The 17,442-nt window shown below is 43.6% G+C and carries 12 protein-coding genes; 7 read left to right on the forward strand and 5 right to left on the reverse strand.

Annotated features, from left to right (window positions below; translation table 11 throughout):
• The first annotated feature begins 23 nt into the window (after positions 1 to 23).
• From F6K38_RS11565 to F6K38_RS11575, 3 genes are all read left to right on the forward strand, one after another.
• Complete coding sequence (locus F6K38_RS11565; RefSeq protein WP_502709577.1) at positions 24 to 2,912, forward strand: CHAT domain-containing protein; 2,889 nt, start codon at positions 24 to 26, stop codon at positions 2,910 to 2,912.
• Positions 2,913 to 2,932: 20 nt separating this feature from the next.
• Complete coding sequence (locus F6K38_RS11570; protein ID WP_287249247.1) at positions 2,933 to 3,283, forward strand: hypothetical protein; 351 nt, start codon at positions 2,933 to 2,935, stop codon at positions 3,281 to 3,283.
• A 170-nt stretch (positions 3,284 to 3,453) separates the two neighbouring features.
• Complete coding sequence (locus F6K38_RS11575; RefSeq protein ID WP_287356644.1) at positions 3,454 to 5,133, forward strand: hypothetical protein; 1,680 nt, start codon at positions 3,454 to 3,456, stop codon at positions 5,131 to 5,133.
• 142 nt (positions 5,134 to 5,275) lie between these two features.
• On the opposite strand, the gene F6K38_RS11580 is transcribed toward F6K38_RS11575, so the two are convergent.
• Positions 5,276 to 6,553: a tRNA nucleotidyltransferase/poly(A) polymerase-related protein gene (locus F6K38_RS11580; protein WP_287249244.1), complete on the reverse strand. Its 1,278-nt coding sequence runs from the start codon at positions 6,551 to 6,553 to the stop codon at positions 5,276 to 5,278.
• A gap of 212 nt (positions 6,554 to 6,765) precedes the next feature.
• Here F6K38_RS11580 and F6K38_RS11585 point away from each other — a divergent pair, with 212 nt between their 5' ends.
• Together F6K38_RS11585 and F6K38_RS11590 are read left to right on the forward strand one after the other, a co-directional pair.
• On the forward strand, positions 6,766 to 7,014 hold the full coding sequence (locus F6K38_RS11585; RefSeq protein WP_044492409.1) for a Ycf34 family protein: 249 nt from the start codon (positions 6,766 to 6,768) through the stop codon (positions 7,012 to 7,014).
• 226 nt (positions 7,015 to 7,240) lie between these two features.
• Positions 7,241 to 7,870, forward strand: coding sequence for a DedA family protein (locus F6K38_RS11590; RefSeq protein ID WP_287249241.1), 630 nt, complete (start codon positions 7,241 to 7,243; stop codon positions 7,868 to 7,870).
• 73 nt (positions 7,871 to 7,943) lie between these two features.
• Here the strand turns inward: F6K38_RS11590 and F6K38_RS11595 are convergent, their stop codons facing one another.
• The 3 genes from F6K38_RS11595 to F6K38_RS11605 all read right to left on the reverse strand — a co-directional run bounded on the left by F6K38_RS11595 (position 7,944) and on the right by F6K38_RS11605 (position 11,024).
• A complete protein-coding gene (locus tag F6K38_RS11595; RefSeq protein WP_008180902.1) occupies positions 7,944 to 9,146 on the reverse strand; it encodes an argininosuccinate synthase in 1,203 nt (400 codons plus the stop codon).
• An 84-nt stretch (positions 9,147 to 9,230) separates the two neighbouring features.
• On the reverse strand, positions 9,231 to 10,457 hold the full coding sequence (locus tag F6K38_RS11600; RefSeq protein ID WP_287249238.1) for a SpoIID/LytB domain-containing protein: 1,227 nt from the start codon (positions 10,455 to 10,457) through the stop codon (positions 9,231 to 9,233).
• 153 nt (positions 10,458 to 10,610) lie between these two features.
• Positions 10,611 to 11,024 (reverse strand): hypothetical protein, encoded by a 414-nt coding sequence (locus F6K38_RS11605; RefSeq protein ID WP_287295579.1) that lies wholly within the window; start codon positions 11,022 to 11,024, stop codon positions 10,611 to 10,613.
• Here F6K38_RS11605 and F6K38_RS11610 point away from each other — a divergent pair.
• Both F6K38_RS11610 and F6K38_RS11615 read left to right on the forward strand, forming a co-directional pair.
• On the forward strand, positions 11,023 to 11,151 hold the full coding sequence (locus F6K38_RS11610) for a hypothetical protein (protein WP_008180894.1): 129 nt from the start codon (positions 11,023 to 11,025) through the stop codon (positions 11,149 to 11,151). The genes F6K38_RS11605 and F6K38_RS11610 overlap by 2 nt on opposite strands.
• Before the next feature lie 199 nt (positions 11,152 to 11,350).
• Positions 11,351 to 11,494, forward strand: a complete 144-nt coding sequence (locus tag F6K38_RS11615; RefSeq protein WP_193374690.1) for a hypothetical protein — start codon at positions 11,351 to 11,353, stop codon at positions 11,492 to 11,494.
• Position 11,495: 1 nt separating this feature from the next.
• Here the strand turns inward: F6K38_RS11615 and urtA are convergent, their stop codons facing one another.
• A complete protein-coding gene (gene urtA, locus F6K38_RS11620; protein ID WP_044492408.1) occupies positions 11,496 to 15,758 on the reverse strand; it encodes an urea ABC transporter substrate-binding protein in 4,263 nt (1,420 codons plus the stop codon).
• Between the last annotated feature and the right edge of the window lie 1,684 nt (positions 15,759 to 17,442).

The following is a 17,442-nucleotide window of genomic DNA, read 5'->3' on the forward strand; positions in this document are numbered from 1 at the left end:
TAATAGCTATTGTAGAGCAGTTGATGGCAATGCCTGACAATACATCTGATGCCCAACTTGACTTTCTAAAGCAGGTACTACAAGCAACCGCAAACAGTAGGGGTAATAAGCAGGTAATTTACCGATTACTGGCAGCAAATACAGACAAACTTAATCAGAAGTTAGCAGAATTATGGCGGGTTTGGGCAACAATTCAACTGGCGGAAGCAGAAGCAGATGAAGCGAAATACTTAGCAGCAGGTATTGTTAACTTCAGCACTGTAATTCAGCAATTCCCCTTGGGTGACCAAGCCAGCAACATCGAAATTGCCATCACTGGCTATGAAGTGGCACTAACTGTTTTCACCCGTCAAGCTTTTCCCCAACAATGGGCAATGACTCAAAACAATCTCGGTATTGCTTACTCAGAAAGAATCACAGGTCAGAAGGCACAAAACCTAGAAATTGCCATCCCTTGCTACCAATCGGCTTTAGAAGTCTACACCCGCGAAGCTTTTCCCAAACAATGGGCAATGACTCAAAACAATCTCGGTAGTGCTTACTTAAAAAGAATCACAGGTCAGAAGGCACAAAACCTAGAAAATGCCATCGCTTGCTTGCAATTGGCTTTAAAAGTACGCACCCGTGAAGCTTTTCCCCAACAATGGGCAATGACTCAAAACAATCTCGGTATTGCTTACTGTAACCGAATCAGAGGTCAGAAAGCACAAAATCTAGAAGATGCGATCGCTTGCTACAAATCCGCTTTAGAAGTAAGCACCCGTGAAGCTTTTCCTATTGATTGGGCAATGACTCAAAACAATCTCGGTATTGCTTACTGTAACCGAATCAAAGGAAAGAAAGCACAAAATCTAGAAGATGCGATCGCTTGCTACAAATCCGCTTTAGAAGTACGCACCCGTGAAGCTTTTCCCGAACAATGGGCAATGACTCAAAACAATCTCGGTCTTGCTTATAAGAACAGAATCACAGGTCAGAAGGCACAAAATCTAGAAGATGCCATCGCTTGCTACAAATCCGCTTTAGAAGTACGCACCCCTAAAGCTTTTCCTATTGATTGGGCAGGTACTCAAAACAATCTCGGTCTTGCTTACTCTGACAGAATAATAGGTCAGAAAGCACAGAATGTAGAACAGGCGATCGCTTGTTTCCAAAAGGCTCTTACAGTAAGAACCTTTGACGCTTTTCCCCAAAACCATGCAGAAACTTTATTCAACCTAGGGCTGACTTACAAAGGTAGTAACCAGTTTACTTTAGCTTACACCAAATTTAAATTTGCCATTGACACCGTAGAATCTTTGCGGGAGGAAATCGTTTCTGGTGATGAAAGCAAACGCAAGCAAGCAGAAGAATGGAACAAACTTTATAGGAGCATGGTAGAAGTTTGCCTAGAATTAACTAATATCACTGAAGCCATTGAATATGTTGAACGGAGCAAAACCCGCAATTTAATTGAAGAGATTCTCCGCCGTGACCTGAAAACCATCTTTTCCGTAGATGTTGTCTCTCAACTAGAACAATACAGGGATGAAATAGCCATAGGTCAATATCAAATCCAACAGGGCAAAGCTGAAAATCCAACCGCCCTGGCACAACATCTCCAAGAGTTGCGACAGCAGCGCAATGATTTACAAGACCAATATTTACCTATCGGTTCTAGCTTTAACTTTGAGCAATTCCGGAAAACTCTAGAAAAAAACACTGCTATTGTTGAGTTTTATATTAGCTTTGATCGCTTTTTAACTTTCATTTTTACTCGCCACAGCCAACAGCCTCTAGTTTTGTCATCTTCTACTGATCAATTATATGCCTTGATAGATTGGACAACTGCTTATCTGGATGATTATTACGACCAACCACAAGACTGGAGGAATCCACTAACTTCAAGACTCCAGAAGCTAGCAGAGATTCTGAATTTTAACAAAATTCTCCAGCAATTACCCAAAGACTGCAATCAACTGATCCTCATCCCCCATCAGTATCTACATCTATTCCCCTTGCACGCCTTACCCCTTCCTGAAAATCCAGGTAAATTGCTATTTAATCGTTTCTCCCAAGGAGTTCGTTATTCTCCCAGTTGCCAATTACTCCAACTTGTCCAAACCAGAAAACGCCCGGACTTTACCCACCTGTTTGCCGTTCAAAACCCCACGGGTGACTTAAGTTACGCTAACATCGGAGTAGAAGTGATTAAAAGCTACTTCAATCCAGCGGATACAGAGGTTCTTGTGGAAAACGCTGCCACCAAAGCTGCCATAGATAGCAAACCTCTCAACACTTACCACTGTGTCCATTTTAGCTGTCACGGTTACTTTAATCTTAACCAGCCTCAGAAATCCGCCTTAATCCTGGCAGATGCGTACCTCAACTCTGCACCGGCTGAACTAAATCCAGAACAACATCTAGTTTTGGATGACGGTGAAGTAATTGACTTACACAAATGCCTCACCTTAGATGCCATCTTTGCCCTTAAATCACAACAGAAATTAGCACAATGTCGCCTTGTCACCCTTTCTGCTTGCGAAACAGGATTAATCGACTTTGATAACACCAGCGATGAATACATTGGTTTACCCAGTGGTTTCTTAGTTGCCGGAAGTCCAGCAGTAGTTAGTAGCCTATGGAAGGTAGAGGAGGTTTCTACAGCGTTGTTGATGATTAAATTTTATCAGAATCTGCTAAACCAGATGTCCTTAGCAGTTGCGCTGAATCAAGCCCAACTCTGGCTGCGGGATGCCACTGTACAGGACTTGCGAAATTGGGCTGAACAGTTAACTAAACAGTTGACTTTGGAGAATAACTTTAAGGAAGAAGTGGAGGAAGAAATAGAGTTATTTAAAAATGACTACAAACCCTTTTATTCTCCTTATTATTGGGCGGCTTACTGCGCCATTGGAGAATCATATATTTAGTTAAGTAAACAAAAAAAAATATGAAATTTAAAAAAATTATCCAAGTTTTTCCGCAAGTACTCAAAACTCACTCTGAAAAGTTTGAACTTGAAGACTTGCAAGACTTAGACCAAGTTTTAGCAGCTTTAGACACTCAAACAGAAGGCGAATTAGTTAATTTACTCAAAAATTGGTTCCAAAACCATACAAAAGTTACAGAAACTATACGCAAATTTGCTCAAACTACTCAGGAATTAAAGAAGTCACCCGAGCCTCCGCCTAATTCCGAAGCAAGTATTCTTCAAAACCTATTTGAACTGCGACAAACCAACCAAGAAATTATTAAAGCTAAAACTAATCAAGACAAGAGTAAGCAATCAAAACAAGGGTAAGCATTGAGCTATCAGCTATCAGCTATCAGCTATCAGCTATCAGCTATCAGCTATCAGCTATCAGCTATCAGCTAATGCGCTACGCGAACAGCTATTGAATAAAATAATCTGAAGGCTGACGGCTGACGGCTGACGGCTGACAGCTGAATAGCTACTAAAAATGTCAAACAATGACTTATAAAATCTACGCACCTAATATTCATCTCTTTGCCTTCCATCTTAGGAATCTATCTAGTAGTGATTCCCAAGCAGACACCGACTATGACAGCAAACTACTTTGGCACAAGTACGATCAGATTTGTGCTAAATTCCAAATTCAACAGAAGCTAGACCTGAGAGACGTTGCAGAAGGTTCCCGCATTGCTTTACTAAAAGGAGCCACCAAGGATAATATTCTCTTACCTTTGGAGGGTAAATTATCTCTCAATCATGGCAAAAGAATAAAAATTACTGGTCAAGCTTGTCCACTCCAGATCTATGATAGTTATGCTCTTGGTTTAAATATTCGGATTCCTGAAGTTGAGAATAATCAGAAAACTGAAGACGTAGACCTGACTGTATTCAAGGATTTTAATCCAGACCAGTGCTTTCTTCCCAGTAACATTAACAGTTCCCTAGGACAAATTCTGTTACTAACTGCTTGGCTACCCCAGAAGCAGCAGCAAGATTCCCATGTATGGAAAGAGATAGCTGATCAGTGTGTGCAGAATTTTCTTGGGGAAAACGATCAGGATAACTGTCCACCGCTTTATCAAGAAGGTCAATTATTTGGTAGTCCGATTTTTGAATATGGCATTCCTGATCAATCTCAAGACTATGGCAAAATTTTTGTTTGGCTATTTTTAGGAGAAGATATCAATGGCAACTATGCTGCCCGAGCGGAGGAAAATTTTTGCTGGTTTTATCAATACTTTATTGATTTATTTTTTGATCGCCAAAAAGTAATTAAAGCTTATCAAATCAGCAGGGAAGTGTATAGTGATGCTTACCAAGGATATCAAGACATTAAACAAATTATCAATGAAACCACCCAAAGTAAAGATAATCAGAGCTTACAGCCAGATGAATTGACCTCACTACCGAGAGCTGCAAGCCCCCTAAATCCCCCAATTCTGGGGGACTTTAACTCAAGTTCCCCCCAAAATTGGGGGGCTAGGGGGGCGAAAGTTGCTGTATTATCTGAAGCTGAACTGTTGGAGTTTAAGAAGAAGCTGAGAATACTGCCGAAGCTAGACTTGAACTATTCAGACTGGCTGAGACAGTTAGAAAGCTATAGCTTGACAATGAAGATTAATGCTCACAATTATTCCGAAAAGCTTCAACAAATTAAAGCAAAATTACCAAAGGATGAAGATTTAAGCTTTTTGTCAGTATTTGAGCATAAAATCAGCCCTACTTATCAAAATCAAATTCAAATAAACTTAAGCTATTTTGCCCATAGCTCCGCACTGTTAGACAAAGCGATTTCCTCAATCAGAGGTATTGTGGAAATTGAACAAGCAGAACGCGATCGCGCTTTGGAAAAAGCCCTCAGAGATAAGGAAGAGGCTGATCGAGCCCGAGACAAACAAGCTGAGAAACAGGAGAAAAGACTACAACTTTGGATCACCTTCGTCGGTACTGGCCTAGCGGTCAGTGGTATTTCTTCCCAAACCGACGCTAAACAACCTCTAGAAGCCATCCTGATCGAACTAGACCGGAAGGGATCCTTAGATTGCCCTGAAGCTGGATTCTACCCTTGCTTGAGTTACAGTGTAGTGTTTGTGGTATTTCATATTTTGATTGGTGTTGGAGTTGGTGCGATCGCTGCGTTTATTTTGGATCGAATTATCAATCGGCGGTCAAAATGACTGCTGATAGCCTCCAATTCTAACTAAAAACTTTGCTGAGGATTTCAACAGAAGGGTCAACGGTCAGCTGATTTTATTAAAAAGCTGATAGCTGATAGCTGATAGCTTATGATAATAAGTTAATCGGATTTAATATCATGTGTTATTTGTCTTTATCTTCAGAGCCACAGTTTATTGAGTCGAGCTTGGCAGCAAATTCCAGAGCACCTTTAATACTATTGATATTGCCCTCAATCCGTGCAATTTGAATCTCAGTCAGTAACTCACCAATTTTAGAACTAGGGGATAACTTAAGGGATTTGATTAAATCTTTACCAGTAACTAGTGGTGTCGGATGGGCAACCTGGTCATTGGGATTCAAATAGTGCTCAATCAACGGTGCTATAGTATCCACAGCCATACCCCTGGCAACTGCCAAAAGCGCTACCACAGGAAAGACAGCTCCAACGTTAAGAAAGAAGAAATACTGCTCCCGTAATGGGATATCCTTGGCAGTAGTATAAGACAGCAGTTGGGGCAAATGTTGGATTGCCCTGACTACTATCCGAGTCTGAACACGAGAGTACTTTAGAGCTAACAGCTGTTGTTCAGCAACTGCTGGTATTGATGATAATAAATTTGCTAGCTTAGCCAGATTTAGCAACGATAAAGAATGCTTAGTCACCTGTAATTTCAATTCCACCCCAAGCTTAGGCCAGGTTTCTGCCAGTACCACAGCGGATTGGTCAACTGCTGCCATGTGCTCTAAACCCTCAGCCGTGGCATCAGGCAGCCATGGTCGTAACACATTATCCTCCCAGGCGGCTTTTAGCCAAGGTACACCCTGAGGTGACTTGAGGAGATAGCCCAATTCTGTCCGTACCCGTTCTGCTGCGATTTTGCTCAATAACGGTGCTAGCTTTCTAATCACTGACTGGGTGGCTGGGTCAATCTGAAAACCCAACTGAGCGGCTTGTCGATAACCCCGCAGTAATCGTAATGGGTCTTTTTGTAAGTTTTCTGGTGACACCATCCGGATTATGCCTTTACGGCAATCCAAGATACCCTGTAATGGATCAATGAATTCCTTGGTGTGGGGATTAAATGCGATCGCATTAATCGTATAATCCCGCCTATGTAAGTCAGCCTCTAAGCTATCCCCGTCCTGTTGAGCAAAGTCAACTGTTGCGTTGCCAAACACTACCCTAGCTATTTGACGCTGGGCATCCAACACCACAAATCCGGCCTTATAACGTCTTGCTAGCTTGCTGGCTGACCGTACTGCTTTAGTGGGTAAAACAAAGTCTAAGTCTAGGTAATCCGACTGTCGGTTGATCACAGCATCCCTAACCGCACCACCCACCAAGCAAGCGTCAGAAGGGAGTAACTCCCAGTTAAACGGCCAATTTTGGGGTGATAGAGCAGTTTGATAATTAGTCATTAGTCATTTTCTGAAATCTCAGAATGAATACTATATATCAATATGTGCTAAAATCGAATAGAGAACATCGCAACTTCGGAATCGGAAACAGAAATTTTTTGGAAAATAAAGTAGCAAACAAAGTAGCTAATAGTTAACTATTTTATCCTATAAGCTACTCAAGAAATGTCTGGTTTGAGCTATGCTAAAATAAAGGAATTGGAGTTTAAGCAATGTGTATTTGCATTAACTGCCACTACGTAGACCGCTGTACTACATACCATGCTGTGGAAACCCAGCATCAGGTACCTCACCTGACGGAATCTCCCAACTTTGAAGCGGTTGAGCCCACCATCAATGTCAATATCCGTTCTACTGAAGATATAATCGAAATGGAATGGGACGTTGTGGGGTGTAATAGCTTTAAGCAGGAAACTGGGAAGTGGGCAAAGCTTCGTCCTGGTGAGCTGGTACCAACCTGATATCTTTGTGAATTTTAGCTACTCTGGCGAGAAGCTCCACTATGCACCTAATATCAGCATGGGATTAATCGCCAGTCAAGTTTTAATTTTACTGAGCAAGCTTTTGATAAAAGCTCGGATTGCTTCTGTTTGTGTTTGTCCAGTATTTTCTATAATACTGCTTTAATTGACACAAAAGAGACGATCGAGCCAAGATATTAAAAAGGATTAATTTTTGTAACGCTGGATGTCTTTTGAGCTTTTATCGTTGGAAACGGTCCAGAACATAGCTAACGACTATGGCTACTGGGCAGTTTTTTTTGGGATTGCCCTGGAAAACGCTGGGGTACCCATACCGGGAGAAACCATTACCCTGGTAGGTGGCTTCCTCGCAGGTAGCGGCGAACTCAATTATTGGGTAGTCCTATGCTCTGCGATCGCTGGTGCTGTCCTAGGAGATAACTGTGGTTACTGGATTGGGAAAATCGGTGGTTGGCCATTACTAGTGCGAATTGGGGGTTTAGTCCGGATCACAGAAGCACAACTGACAGAGGCTAAAACCGAATTTCGTAAGAACGCTGCTAAGGCAGTTTTTTTTGGTCGATTTGTGGCAGTACTGCGGATCTTTGCTGGTCCAATGGCAGGGATTGTTCAGATGCCTTACCCGAAATTTCTCTTATGCAATTTCGCTGGTGCTACGATCTGGGCATCAGTGATGGTAAGTTTATCCTACTTTTGCGGACGCTTGATACCTCTGGAACTATTAATCTCTTCGGTATCTAAATTTGCGATTGTTGCTCTGATCTTGGTGATTGGCTCGATTGTTGTTCCTAAATGGTTGGAGTCTCGTAGACAGAAATTGGAGATCGGGGATTAATTGAGATTGGCTAAGGGCAATCGGTAATTGGTAGTTAAGGATTACCTTAGCCAATTACCGTAACCCAAAATTACTAACTCCTGGTTTTTGCTGACCACACCCGAGTCGGTAATCCCCACAAGTAGATGAAACCTTCAGCCGCCTTGTGGTCAAACTGGTCTTCCGAGGTGTAGGTAGCCAGTTCCGGAGTGTAGAGAGAATTCTCTGACTGACGCCCTACAATTATGGCATTACCCTTGAAAAGTTTAACCTTGACTGTACCGGATACCCGCTCCTGGGTTTTTTGAATGAAAGCATCCAAAGCCTCCTTAAGAGGACTATACCACAAGCCTTTGTAGACCATTTGACTGTAGGTGTCTTCAAGCCCTCGCTTGTACTGGGTAACATCAGCAGTCAAGGTCAGACTTTCCAAGTCACGATGAGCTTGGATCAACACCGATAGGGCTGGTGTTTCGTAAATTTCTCGGCTTTTGATACCGACTACCCGGTTCTCAACCATGTCAATCCGTCCCACACCATGATTGCCAGCCAACTCGTTCAGTTGACTAATAAAAGTCACGGGGTCAAGGAGATTACCGTTAAGAATAGTGGGGACACCCCGCTCAAAGCCAATTTCAATATATTCTGGCTCATCTGGCGTATTTGCGATCGCTTTTGTCATGGCATAAACTTCCTCTGGTGGTTCTACCATCGGATCTTCAAGCACCCCCGCTTCAATACTGCGCCCTAGCAGGTTACGGTCAATGCTGTAGGGGGAAGACTTTTTGACTGGTGAGGGAATACCAAAGCGCTCACCATATGCGATCGAGTCTTCACGAGAGAACCCCCACTCCCTAGCTGGTGCCAATATTTTCAAGTTGGGGTTAAGGGCGATAATCGACACATCAAAACGCACCTGGTCATTGCCCTTACCGGTACAACCATGAGCTACCGCATCTGCACCATATTTTTCAGCAGTTTCCACCAATAATTTAGCAATCAGGGGACGAGCCAGAGCAGTAGAGAGGGGATAGCGACTTTCATAAAGAGCATTAGCCTGAATTGCTGGAAACGCATAGTCCTTGACAAAGCTGTAGGTAGCATCAGCAACCAAGGATTCTGTTGCCCCAGCGTCCAAAGCTTTTTGTCTGATTGGTTCTAATTCATCTCCCTGACCTAAATTTGCGGCTAGGGTGATCACCTCTTTGACTCCCCATTCTTCTTTAAGATAAGGGATACAAACCGAAGTATCTACGCCACCGGAATATGCTAGAACAACTTTTTCAGCACGGCTCATGATAGTTTCACCCTGTGGAAAACAACAAAATATCTATTCTATCCACATATTTCCAGAATATGGTTGCTGAATTGCCACAAAACTCTAATCGTAATCCGCCTCAACAGTATCAATCCAAGCCAAACTAGTGCCTGGATAATAGTTGCCTAAAATTTCTTGATACGTGTAACCCTGCTTAGCCAAGTCACGAGCTCCGGTTTGACTCATACCCTGACCACCAAATACATTTTTGACAATATGGTCAGAAGCCGCGTACAAGGATTCTACCACCCCACCTTTGTAACTTAGAAAAATGCCGCGAGTTTCTTGAACTGCCTGAGCCGTGGTGTTCCACTCATATTTGATTCCTTTGTAAACTTGCCAACGCTGAGTGTTTCCCAAATCATAGAATTTACTAGCGGGTCGAATCGCATGAACCAAAGCATAGGAGCGAGCAGCAATGGCTTGTGCTTTGAGAGCTGCCATTGGCCAACTAGGATACACTTCCGCTCCCACCACCGAAGTCAGGTAAAGCTCAAGGTCAACGTAGTTTACTGCCAAGATGCTATCTCCCTTAGAAATCAATAGCAAATCCCCTCGATACCACCGGTTTCCTACTAATACATACCCTCCATTTGTGGGCTTCACCCAAAGCCCTGCGGGGGTCTTATAGTTACCAATTTGAATATAGTCCCCTAATGGTTTAACATTACTTCCCTGATTGGCGGTTAGTTTACCCAGGGGCTGACCCCTAGCATCCAGCAACTCACCCGGTGTTGAGGTAGCCACTACCAGAGACTTAACACCATTAGCTACAGCAACTCGCATTTCTAGGATCGGAGCATCATTCAATGGCTTTGCTGCTGGTTGCTGATTTTTGGTAGCCGCTTCAGACTGGCTGGGCGGCTGGTTGTTGTGATTAGAAGACTCAGTCTTGGCTGATTTATCCGATTTATCCTGGGATTTATCCTTGGTAGTAGCAGTAGCTTGTTTCGTGCCCTGGTTGCTAGCGGTTGATGCTTGGGTAGCTTTAGTTTGGGCTAGGGTTGGTGAGGGTGGTGAGTTAGAAGCAGTAGAATTCTCATCCTTGGGGGTAGGAGATTGGGATGGTTTTGGATCTGTGGCGGTAGAGGTTAGTTCGGATGTGGGAGTCTCCTCGTTGTTAGCCAGCCCATCCGATTCAGGGGAAACTTGATCTGGGGAATTTGGAGCAGAAGAGGTTGAGGAAGATGTTTCTAACTCAGAGCCAGGTGACAGAGATTTCGCTAAGACTAAAGGTACAGATAGGGCAATTGAAAATAGGGCAATTGACCACAACACTGATTTCTTCATTCGTAAGTAAAATTAAACACTTGCTTCACCGGCTATTACACTATATAATACAGCGGTCTTATTGGGATTCTGGACAGTTAGAGATAGTTTCTCCCCTCCTTAGTTTGTTAAAGAAGGGGAGCAAGGGTGATTCCTGAAAACCGCCGTTTACTGTCACTGACAGAAAGCCTGGAATAACAGATCAGGATCAAAAGAATTTTCGATTTGTGGGTTTACCGTCAAAAAACCGATTTGAGCCTTTCTGTAATAAATTGCAGGGGGTAATTCTGTGCTGGGGTTATAGGCACTGAGGTGTGAGTGAGAACTGCCATAATTTCCCTCCCGATTCCACACACTATCAACGCCCGACAGATTACCATAATCCCCTAGCTGATTACAAATCGACTTTTCATCCACAGGGTTACTAGACACTAAACCCAGGAAAGCACCATCAGCTCCCACCAAGTAAGCACGACCATCAAGTTCAAACAGTGTTTGGGCAAGACTGCGACTGGCCAAACAGTTACCGAACACCAGGGAGATACCTAACATCAAACCAATCTGTTGGGTAACAGAAACTCTGCTCATGGTTAACCTAGATTTTAGTAAATCAGAAATATTTATTCCTCTAGGATTCCCATCAGACTCCGTCAAGGAACACCTGGCTAAAAATTTCTATCCAAAAGCAGAAGCAGATGGAGGATTAATAAGGTAAGGGCTAGTTAACAGTCAAGCTTTGATCCCCCCAAAGATCGGCAGGCGGTCAACCTACCCTACGGGAACGCCAAAGGCGAACAACCTTGGGCTTTCGGCCACGCTACGCGAACAACCTTAAACCTTGGGCTTTCGGCCACGCTACGCGAACAACCTTAAACCTTGGGCTTTCGGCCACGCTACGCGAACAACCTTAAACCTTGGGCTTTCGGCCACGCTACGCGAACAACCTTAAACCCTCAACCTTCAACCCTCAACCTTCAACCCTCAACCTTCAACCCTCAACCTTCAACCCTCAACCCACCCTACTTCGGACGCCAAGGGCGAACAACCTTCAACAATGAGTTACTTTCTTCCAGTCAGCCAATAGGTGATCATCTCTCCTTTGCCCTTAACATTAATAATCCCTCGCTCTTCAAACAAATACTTGTCTCGTAAACGCTCGTAAGTGTTAGCAGTAACTTGAATTCTCCCAGGTTCCCCTTGAGAGTCCATCCGAGATGCCACATTAACCGCATCGCCCCACAAATCATAAATGAACTTCTGGATACCGATCACCCCAGCTACCACAGGACCAGTGTTAATCCCGATGCGCAGGCGGAATGGTTCCCCATCATGCCGCTGGAAACGACTAATTTCCTGTTGGAGATCCAATGCCATGTTTGCGATCGCTTCTGGATGGTCATCCCTAGGGTTTGGTAGACCACCAACCACCATGTAGGCATCTCCAATGGTCTTAATTTTCTCTAATCCATGGTGCTGCGCTAGTTGGTCAAAGCTTGAGAAAATTTGATTAAGTAGATTAACCAATTCTGTGGGAGAGATGCGAGCAGAAAGCTTGGTAAACTCCACAATATCAGCAAACAGAATTGTTACTTCGTCAAAGCGATTCGCAATAGCTTTTGGCTCTTGTTTTAATCGTTGGGCGATGGAGTGAGGTAAAATATTCAACAACAAGTGTTCCGACTTTTCTTGTTCAGCTCTCAGTGCTGCTTCTGCCTGTTTGCCCTTGGTAATGTCGGCTACAGTGCCTTCGTAGTATAGTAGTTTCCCTTGAGTATCACCCACAACACGAGCATTCTGAGACGTCCAGATGATTTGGCCATCTTGTCGATAAACCCGAGCTTCAAAATCAGAGATAGCACCATGCTCCTCAACCGCAGCAATAAACTCAGCATAGCTGTTGGGGTTGACATAGAGTTGCTGTTCAATATCGGTCACTTTAGCCACTATTTCTTCTGGGCAAGAGTAGCCATACATCCGAGCTAAAGCTGGATTGACACTGAGATACCGCCCATCTGGTGTAATCTGAAAAATCCCCTCAGCGGCATTTTCAAAGATGCTACGATACTTCTCTTCAGCTTCCTGAAGTGCATCTAGAACCCGTTTGCGCTCTGTAATATTACGAGCGACCCAAATCACACAATTGTTTGGCAGGGGTGAGACACTCGCAGCAAACCACACCTGGGAATTATCACCTCTAAAGTGTGAAGTATGAAAGGGTTTTTCAGTTTGCTCCACTAGCTTTTGGCCATTGAATTCCGAAAATTTTTCATAATCGGATGAATTGTGATAATATTTGTTAGTGTGATGCCCTATATTCTTGGAATCGAAGTCCGAAAGTTTGTGGCCATTCAAGTCTGAGTTAGAACTAATTTCATCCTTAATACTTCCTACTTGATAATTTCCTATAGGTAAGCTGTATTCTATATTCAGGGTTTGTTTAGTATCTAAGACTTGCCGGATATGGGTGACAAAAAGTTCAGCTTGCTTGGGGGGAAAAACCTCGTAGACACTCTTACCAAGTAGTTCGGTCGTTGGACTATATAAAACTTCAGAATTGGTGGAGACTACTTTCATGTATCGTCCTTGAGCATCAAAAACGGTAATCACATCGGTCATCGCCCCAAATAGCACCCGCAACTCAGCTTCGGATTTACGTAGTGCTGCTTCGATGTGTTTGCGCTCTACAATCTCAATCCGTAGTTGATGATTGGCGTCCCGTAGTGCTGCTGTCCGTTGCTCCACTCGGGTTTCTAACACTTCATTGGCTCTTTGCAAGGCTTCCTGAGCTTGCTTACGCTCAGAGATGTCTTCCACAGTACCTTCGTAATAGAGCAGATTGCGATGCTCATCTTTAATGGCACGGGCATTTTCGCAAATCCAAGTCAAACTGCCATCCTGGCGATAGACTTGGGACTCGAAATCCACTAAGGTACCATTTTCTTCCAACAACTGGATGAATTGGGAGCGACGGTTCGGATCAACATAAAGTTCCTGCTCAATATTCGTGACAGTATTAATTAATACTTCTGGGGACTCATAACCATAGATGCGAGCTAAGGCTGGGTTAGCACTGAGGTAACGTCCTGAGGGGGTGGTTTGGAAGATGCCTTCTACAGCATTTTCAAAAATATTGCGATATTTCGCTTCAGCTTGCCTCAGGGCTTCTTCAGCTTGCCGACGCTCGGTAATATCAATCCCAATAGTGAAAGCAGCTGAGCCTTGATGGTACTTCTGGGCAACAATCACATAATTGTGCTTTTTGTGATTAACAATAGCCGAAACCTCTCGGCAAGCATCTTGTTCTGGGCTGGCAAAAAACTCCTTGACAAAGTCATTAAACTCTGAGCTAGCCTGAAGAAAGCCAATGTCTTGACCCACAAACCCCTCTGAGGACAAGTTAAACGTTTTGGCTAAATGGCGATTCACACCCAAGTAGAGCAAATCCGAACTAATCCAAGAGACAATTCCCGGTACTGCCTCCAACACGGCCTGTAACTGATCTTTGGTCTTGCGCAGGTCATCAAGAGCCTGCTGACGTTCGGTAATATCAATCCCAACGGTGAAAGCGGCTGAGCCTTGATGGTACTTCTGGGCAACAATTACATAGTTTCGCTTTTCGTCATTAACAATAGCAAAAACCTCTCGGCAAGCATCTTGCTCTGGGCTAGCAAAAAACTCCTTGACAAAGTCATTAAACTCTGAGCTAGCCTGAAGAAACCCAATGTCTTGACCCACAAACCCCTCTGAGGACAAGTTAAAAGTTTTGGCTAAATGGCGATTCACACCCAAGTAGCGCAAATCCGAACTAATCCAAGAGACAATCCCTGGTACCGCTTCCAACACTGCCTGTAACTGATCTTTAGCTGCCCTGAGTTCTTCTTGAGCTTGCTCACGCTCTCGCACCTCCATCATAAGCTGAGCATTAGATGCTTTTAAGTCAGCTGTGCGTTGTTCAACCTTGAGCTCCAGCTCATCGAAGGCTTTCTGGAGTTCTGCTTCAATTCGTCGCCGCTCAACTATTTCATGTTTCAACTGTTCCGTTGCCATTTCTAATGCTTGTGCATTGGTCTCTAGATACCTAGCTTTTTCAATCCATTGAGCAACCTCAGCCAATAATTCAATCACCACATTTGTGCTGTAGGGTTCGATCAATGGTGTGGCCCTAGCCGACCCATTGTATTGGTGAGTTCGTGCATCTGAGGCACAGTTACAGGTTTCAACCCCTAACCAGGGTAGGGGTTTAATCGGACGTTCACTGGTAAACAGAATTTCAAATTGTCCAGTCGGCAAAATCCGTCCAATCCGGCATTCTTTGCCAATATGGTGATTGGGTTCGATTTGGATTAATCCTCCCGGAGCATCAAATTTCTGACCATAAGCTGCCACCCTTACCCGGTCTACCTCAAATGATTGAGCGGATTCCACGGCTTGTTTCCAGAGGTAAACCTGAGCATAGGCAGCTTCAATGGGGTCACTAGTCACTCGGTTAGCTCCGTAACGACGCTGAAAATTCTGGACAAACCGTTGATTATTAGGAGTGTCCAGACTCTGGAAATAGCTCCAGCTGGCATAATGTCCCGCCGCTGTATCCCCTATCCTTTGCAGTTCCGCCTCAGCCACACTCACTGCCATAATCGGAATCTGATCAGCTGTAATTCCAGAGGATTTGTACTGGCGATAGAAGGCTACATTACTGTCACCATTAAGGGTGTTGAAGACCACATCTGGTCGAACTTGTTTAATTTTGGTGATCACCTCACCCATATCTTGAGTGCCTAGAGGAATGTAATCTTCCCCAACCACTGTTCCCCCCAGTTGTTTCAGTTGCGCTTTAATAATCTTGTTGGCAGTCAGGGGGAAAATATAGTCGCTACCGATCAGATAAAATCGCTTACCGTAATTTTTCACCAGCCAGTTCACCGCTGGCTCAATTTGTTGATTTGGACAAGACCCGGTATAAAAAATATTTGGGGAACATTCCAGACCCTCATATTGTAGGGGGTACCATAGCAGAGAATTTAACACCTCAAATACGGGCAAAACTGCTTTACGAGAAGCAGACGTCCAGCAGCCAAAGACTGTGGCTACCTGATCCTCTTGAATCAGTTTTCTGGCCTTGCTCTCAAATTCCGCTGACTTCGATGCCCCATCCTCAACGATCGGTTTGATATATTGACCAAGAACTCCTCCGGTTTGGTTAATTTCTGCGATCGCCATCAGCTCAGCTTCCACCAGGGCGGCTTCGCTAATTGCCATAGTTCCCCTTAAGGAATGCAATATACCAACTCGCATACAGGGGTTATCAGTGTTGAAACTTGGCATTGCTTAAATTCCTGCAATATTTATTTGCAAATCTTTAACTTTTAAGCACCCATCAGCCTCTCACGGTCCTTTTCCTCAGCAACCGCAGGCGACGTGACCTACTATTAAATAATCAATGTTATATAAGCGCGAATCTAGCGAGCACCCTGATTAAGTCAGGATAAAACCGTTTTAGGGGAGGAATTTCCGTGGGGGTAAAGGAAATATTTTCGAGTCAACCCGTTAACTATTTACACAAACCACTATTACTTAGACTCGAATATGCCTTGGTTTCTGGGGCAGTTGTGGTCATAGAAGTAAAATTTAGATAATCAAGATAAAATTGGCAAAATTTAGGAAAAATTTCGAAAGTTTAGTGGTAATTTCCACCTTTCTTTCCCTCCCACCATTTACCTCTTCCCGATTAAGTCAATTACACTGCACCTCAACCAATTAGTACAACAATAGTATAAGTAACTTAAAATTTACTGTGAACTCAATATATTTCAACATAACGACTATACCTGAGGGGGTGACATGAGCCCTGAAAAGCTTACTAGATAAGCCTTTGATTCCAATTCTCTTAGAAAAGATAAACTCCCAAATTGACCCTCCTGTGATTTAATGGCAAGCTCAAACCCTTATAACTACATCCAAGGTCAGCCCAAAACAGCATGTATCTTTTTGTAACACATCGGCTGAAAATATTACCCAGTAAGGATTTCAGCTTGCATGTCACCCCCTCAGCGACTATACAATTGTTTACAAAGCCATGATGTCTGTTTGAATATAGCGGTTTTTAATCTAGTAAGGTACAAGTTTTTGGGTTTTAGGGAGCAGGTACTGAGGCCGTAGGCCACGGTGTGCTGGTTCGGAGCAGGGACTTCGGAAGAGGGAAGAGGTAAAAAAAAATGTGTACCTCATGAGGATAAAAAGCGCTATACTATCACTGAAAAAAATTTTGGCGTCGCTGATAAAGGTTAACTCATCCCACCACTCAAGTAGTGAAATTTTGAGTCATTAGTATTGAGTTATAGTGGTTCTCATATTAATCAATGCAAAGGTATCTAAATTATAGAAGCCTTACTCAAAAGCGATGCAGTAGCCTCACGGGGAGGCAATGCGGTCTTGGGGGTTCCCCCGGAGACGAAACCTTAGAGAGGGTCGCCTTTAATGTCAGTAGGTTATGCAGAAAAGGGTTAAATATTTTTTAATAAGGCCACCCTCTCTTACGGTAACTTCAAGGCCTGCCGACGCGGGGCGCGTTCAAACCATGAGCAACTGCCGTGGTTTGCCCCACTCGCGCTTTGCATCAAAAGGTGCGACCCGTAGCGAATTAAATTCTTAATGCGGGAACGAAGTTACCGTAAGAAGAGGGTCGCCTTTATGGGTTACTGGCTATACGTAAAAGGGTTAAAACTTTTGTAATAAGGCGACCCTCTTCAAGGTTTCGTCTCCGGAAAGCGCACCTAACAAAGATTTAAAAATTTCTAAGCAAAAATACTAATCGTATGACTCTCATATCCAGTAGGCATTTCAAAATAAGATGCGAATACCGCTGTCATATTAATGAGGTAGACAGGATTTTTTACCTGATCCGAAGTTCCCTCTTCTGAGTTCCCTGCCACCCTTAATAAGGTAGGGTGGATTCGAGTTCCCTAAAATCTCAAACTTGTGTACCTCACCTATTTGATAAATGCTATAT

It is taken from the genome of Moorena sp. SIO3B2 (assembly GCF_010692525.1).
In the GTDB taxonomy this organism is placed as follows: domain Bacteria; phylum Cyanobacteriota; class Cyanobacteriia; order Cyanobacteriales; family Coleofasciculaceae; genus Moorena; species Moorena producens.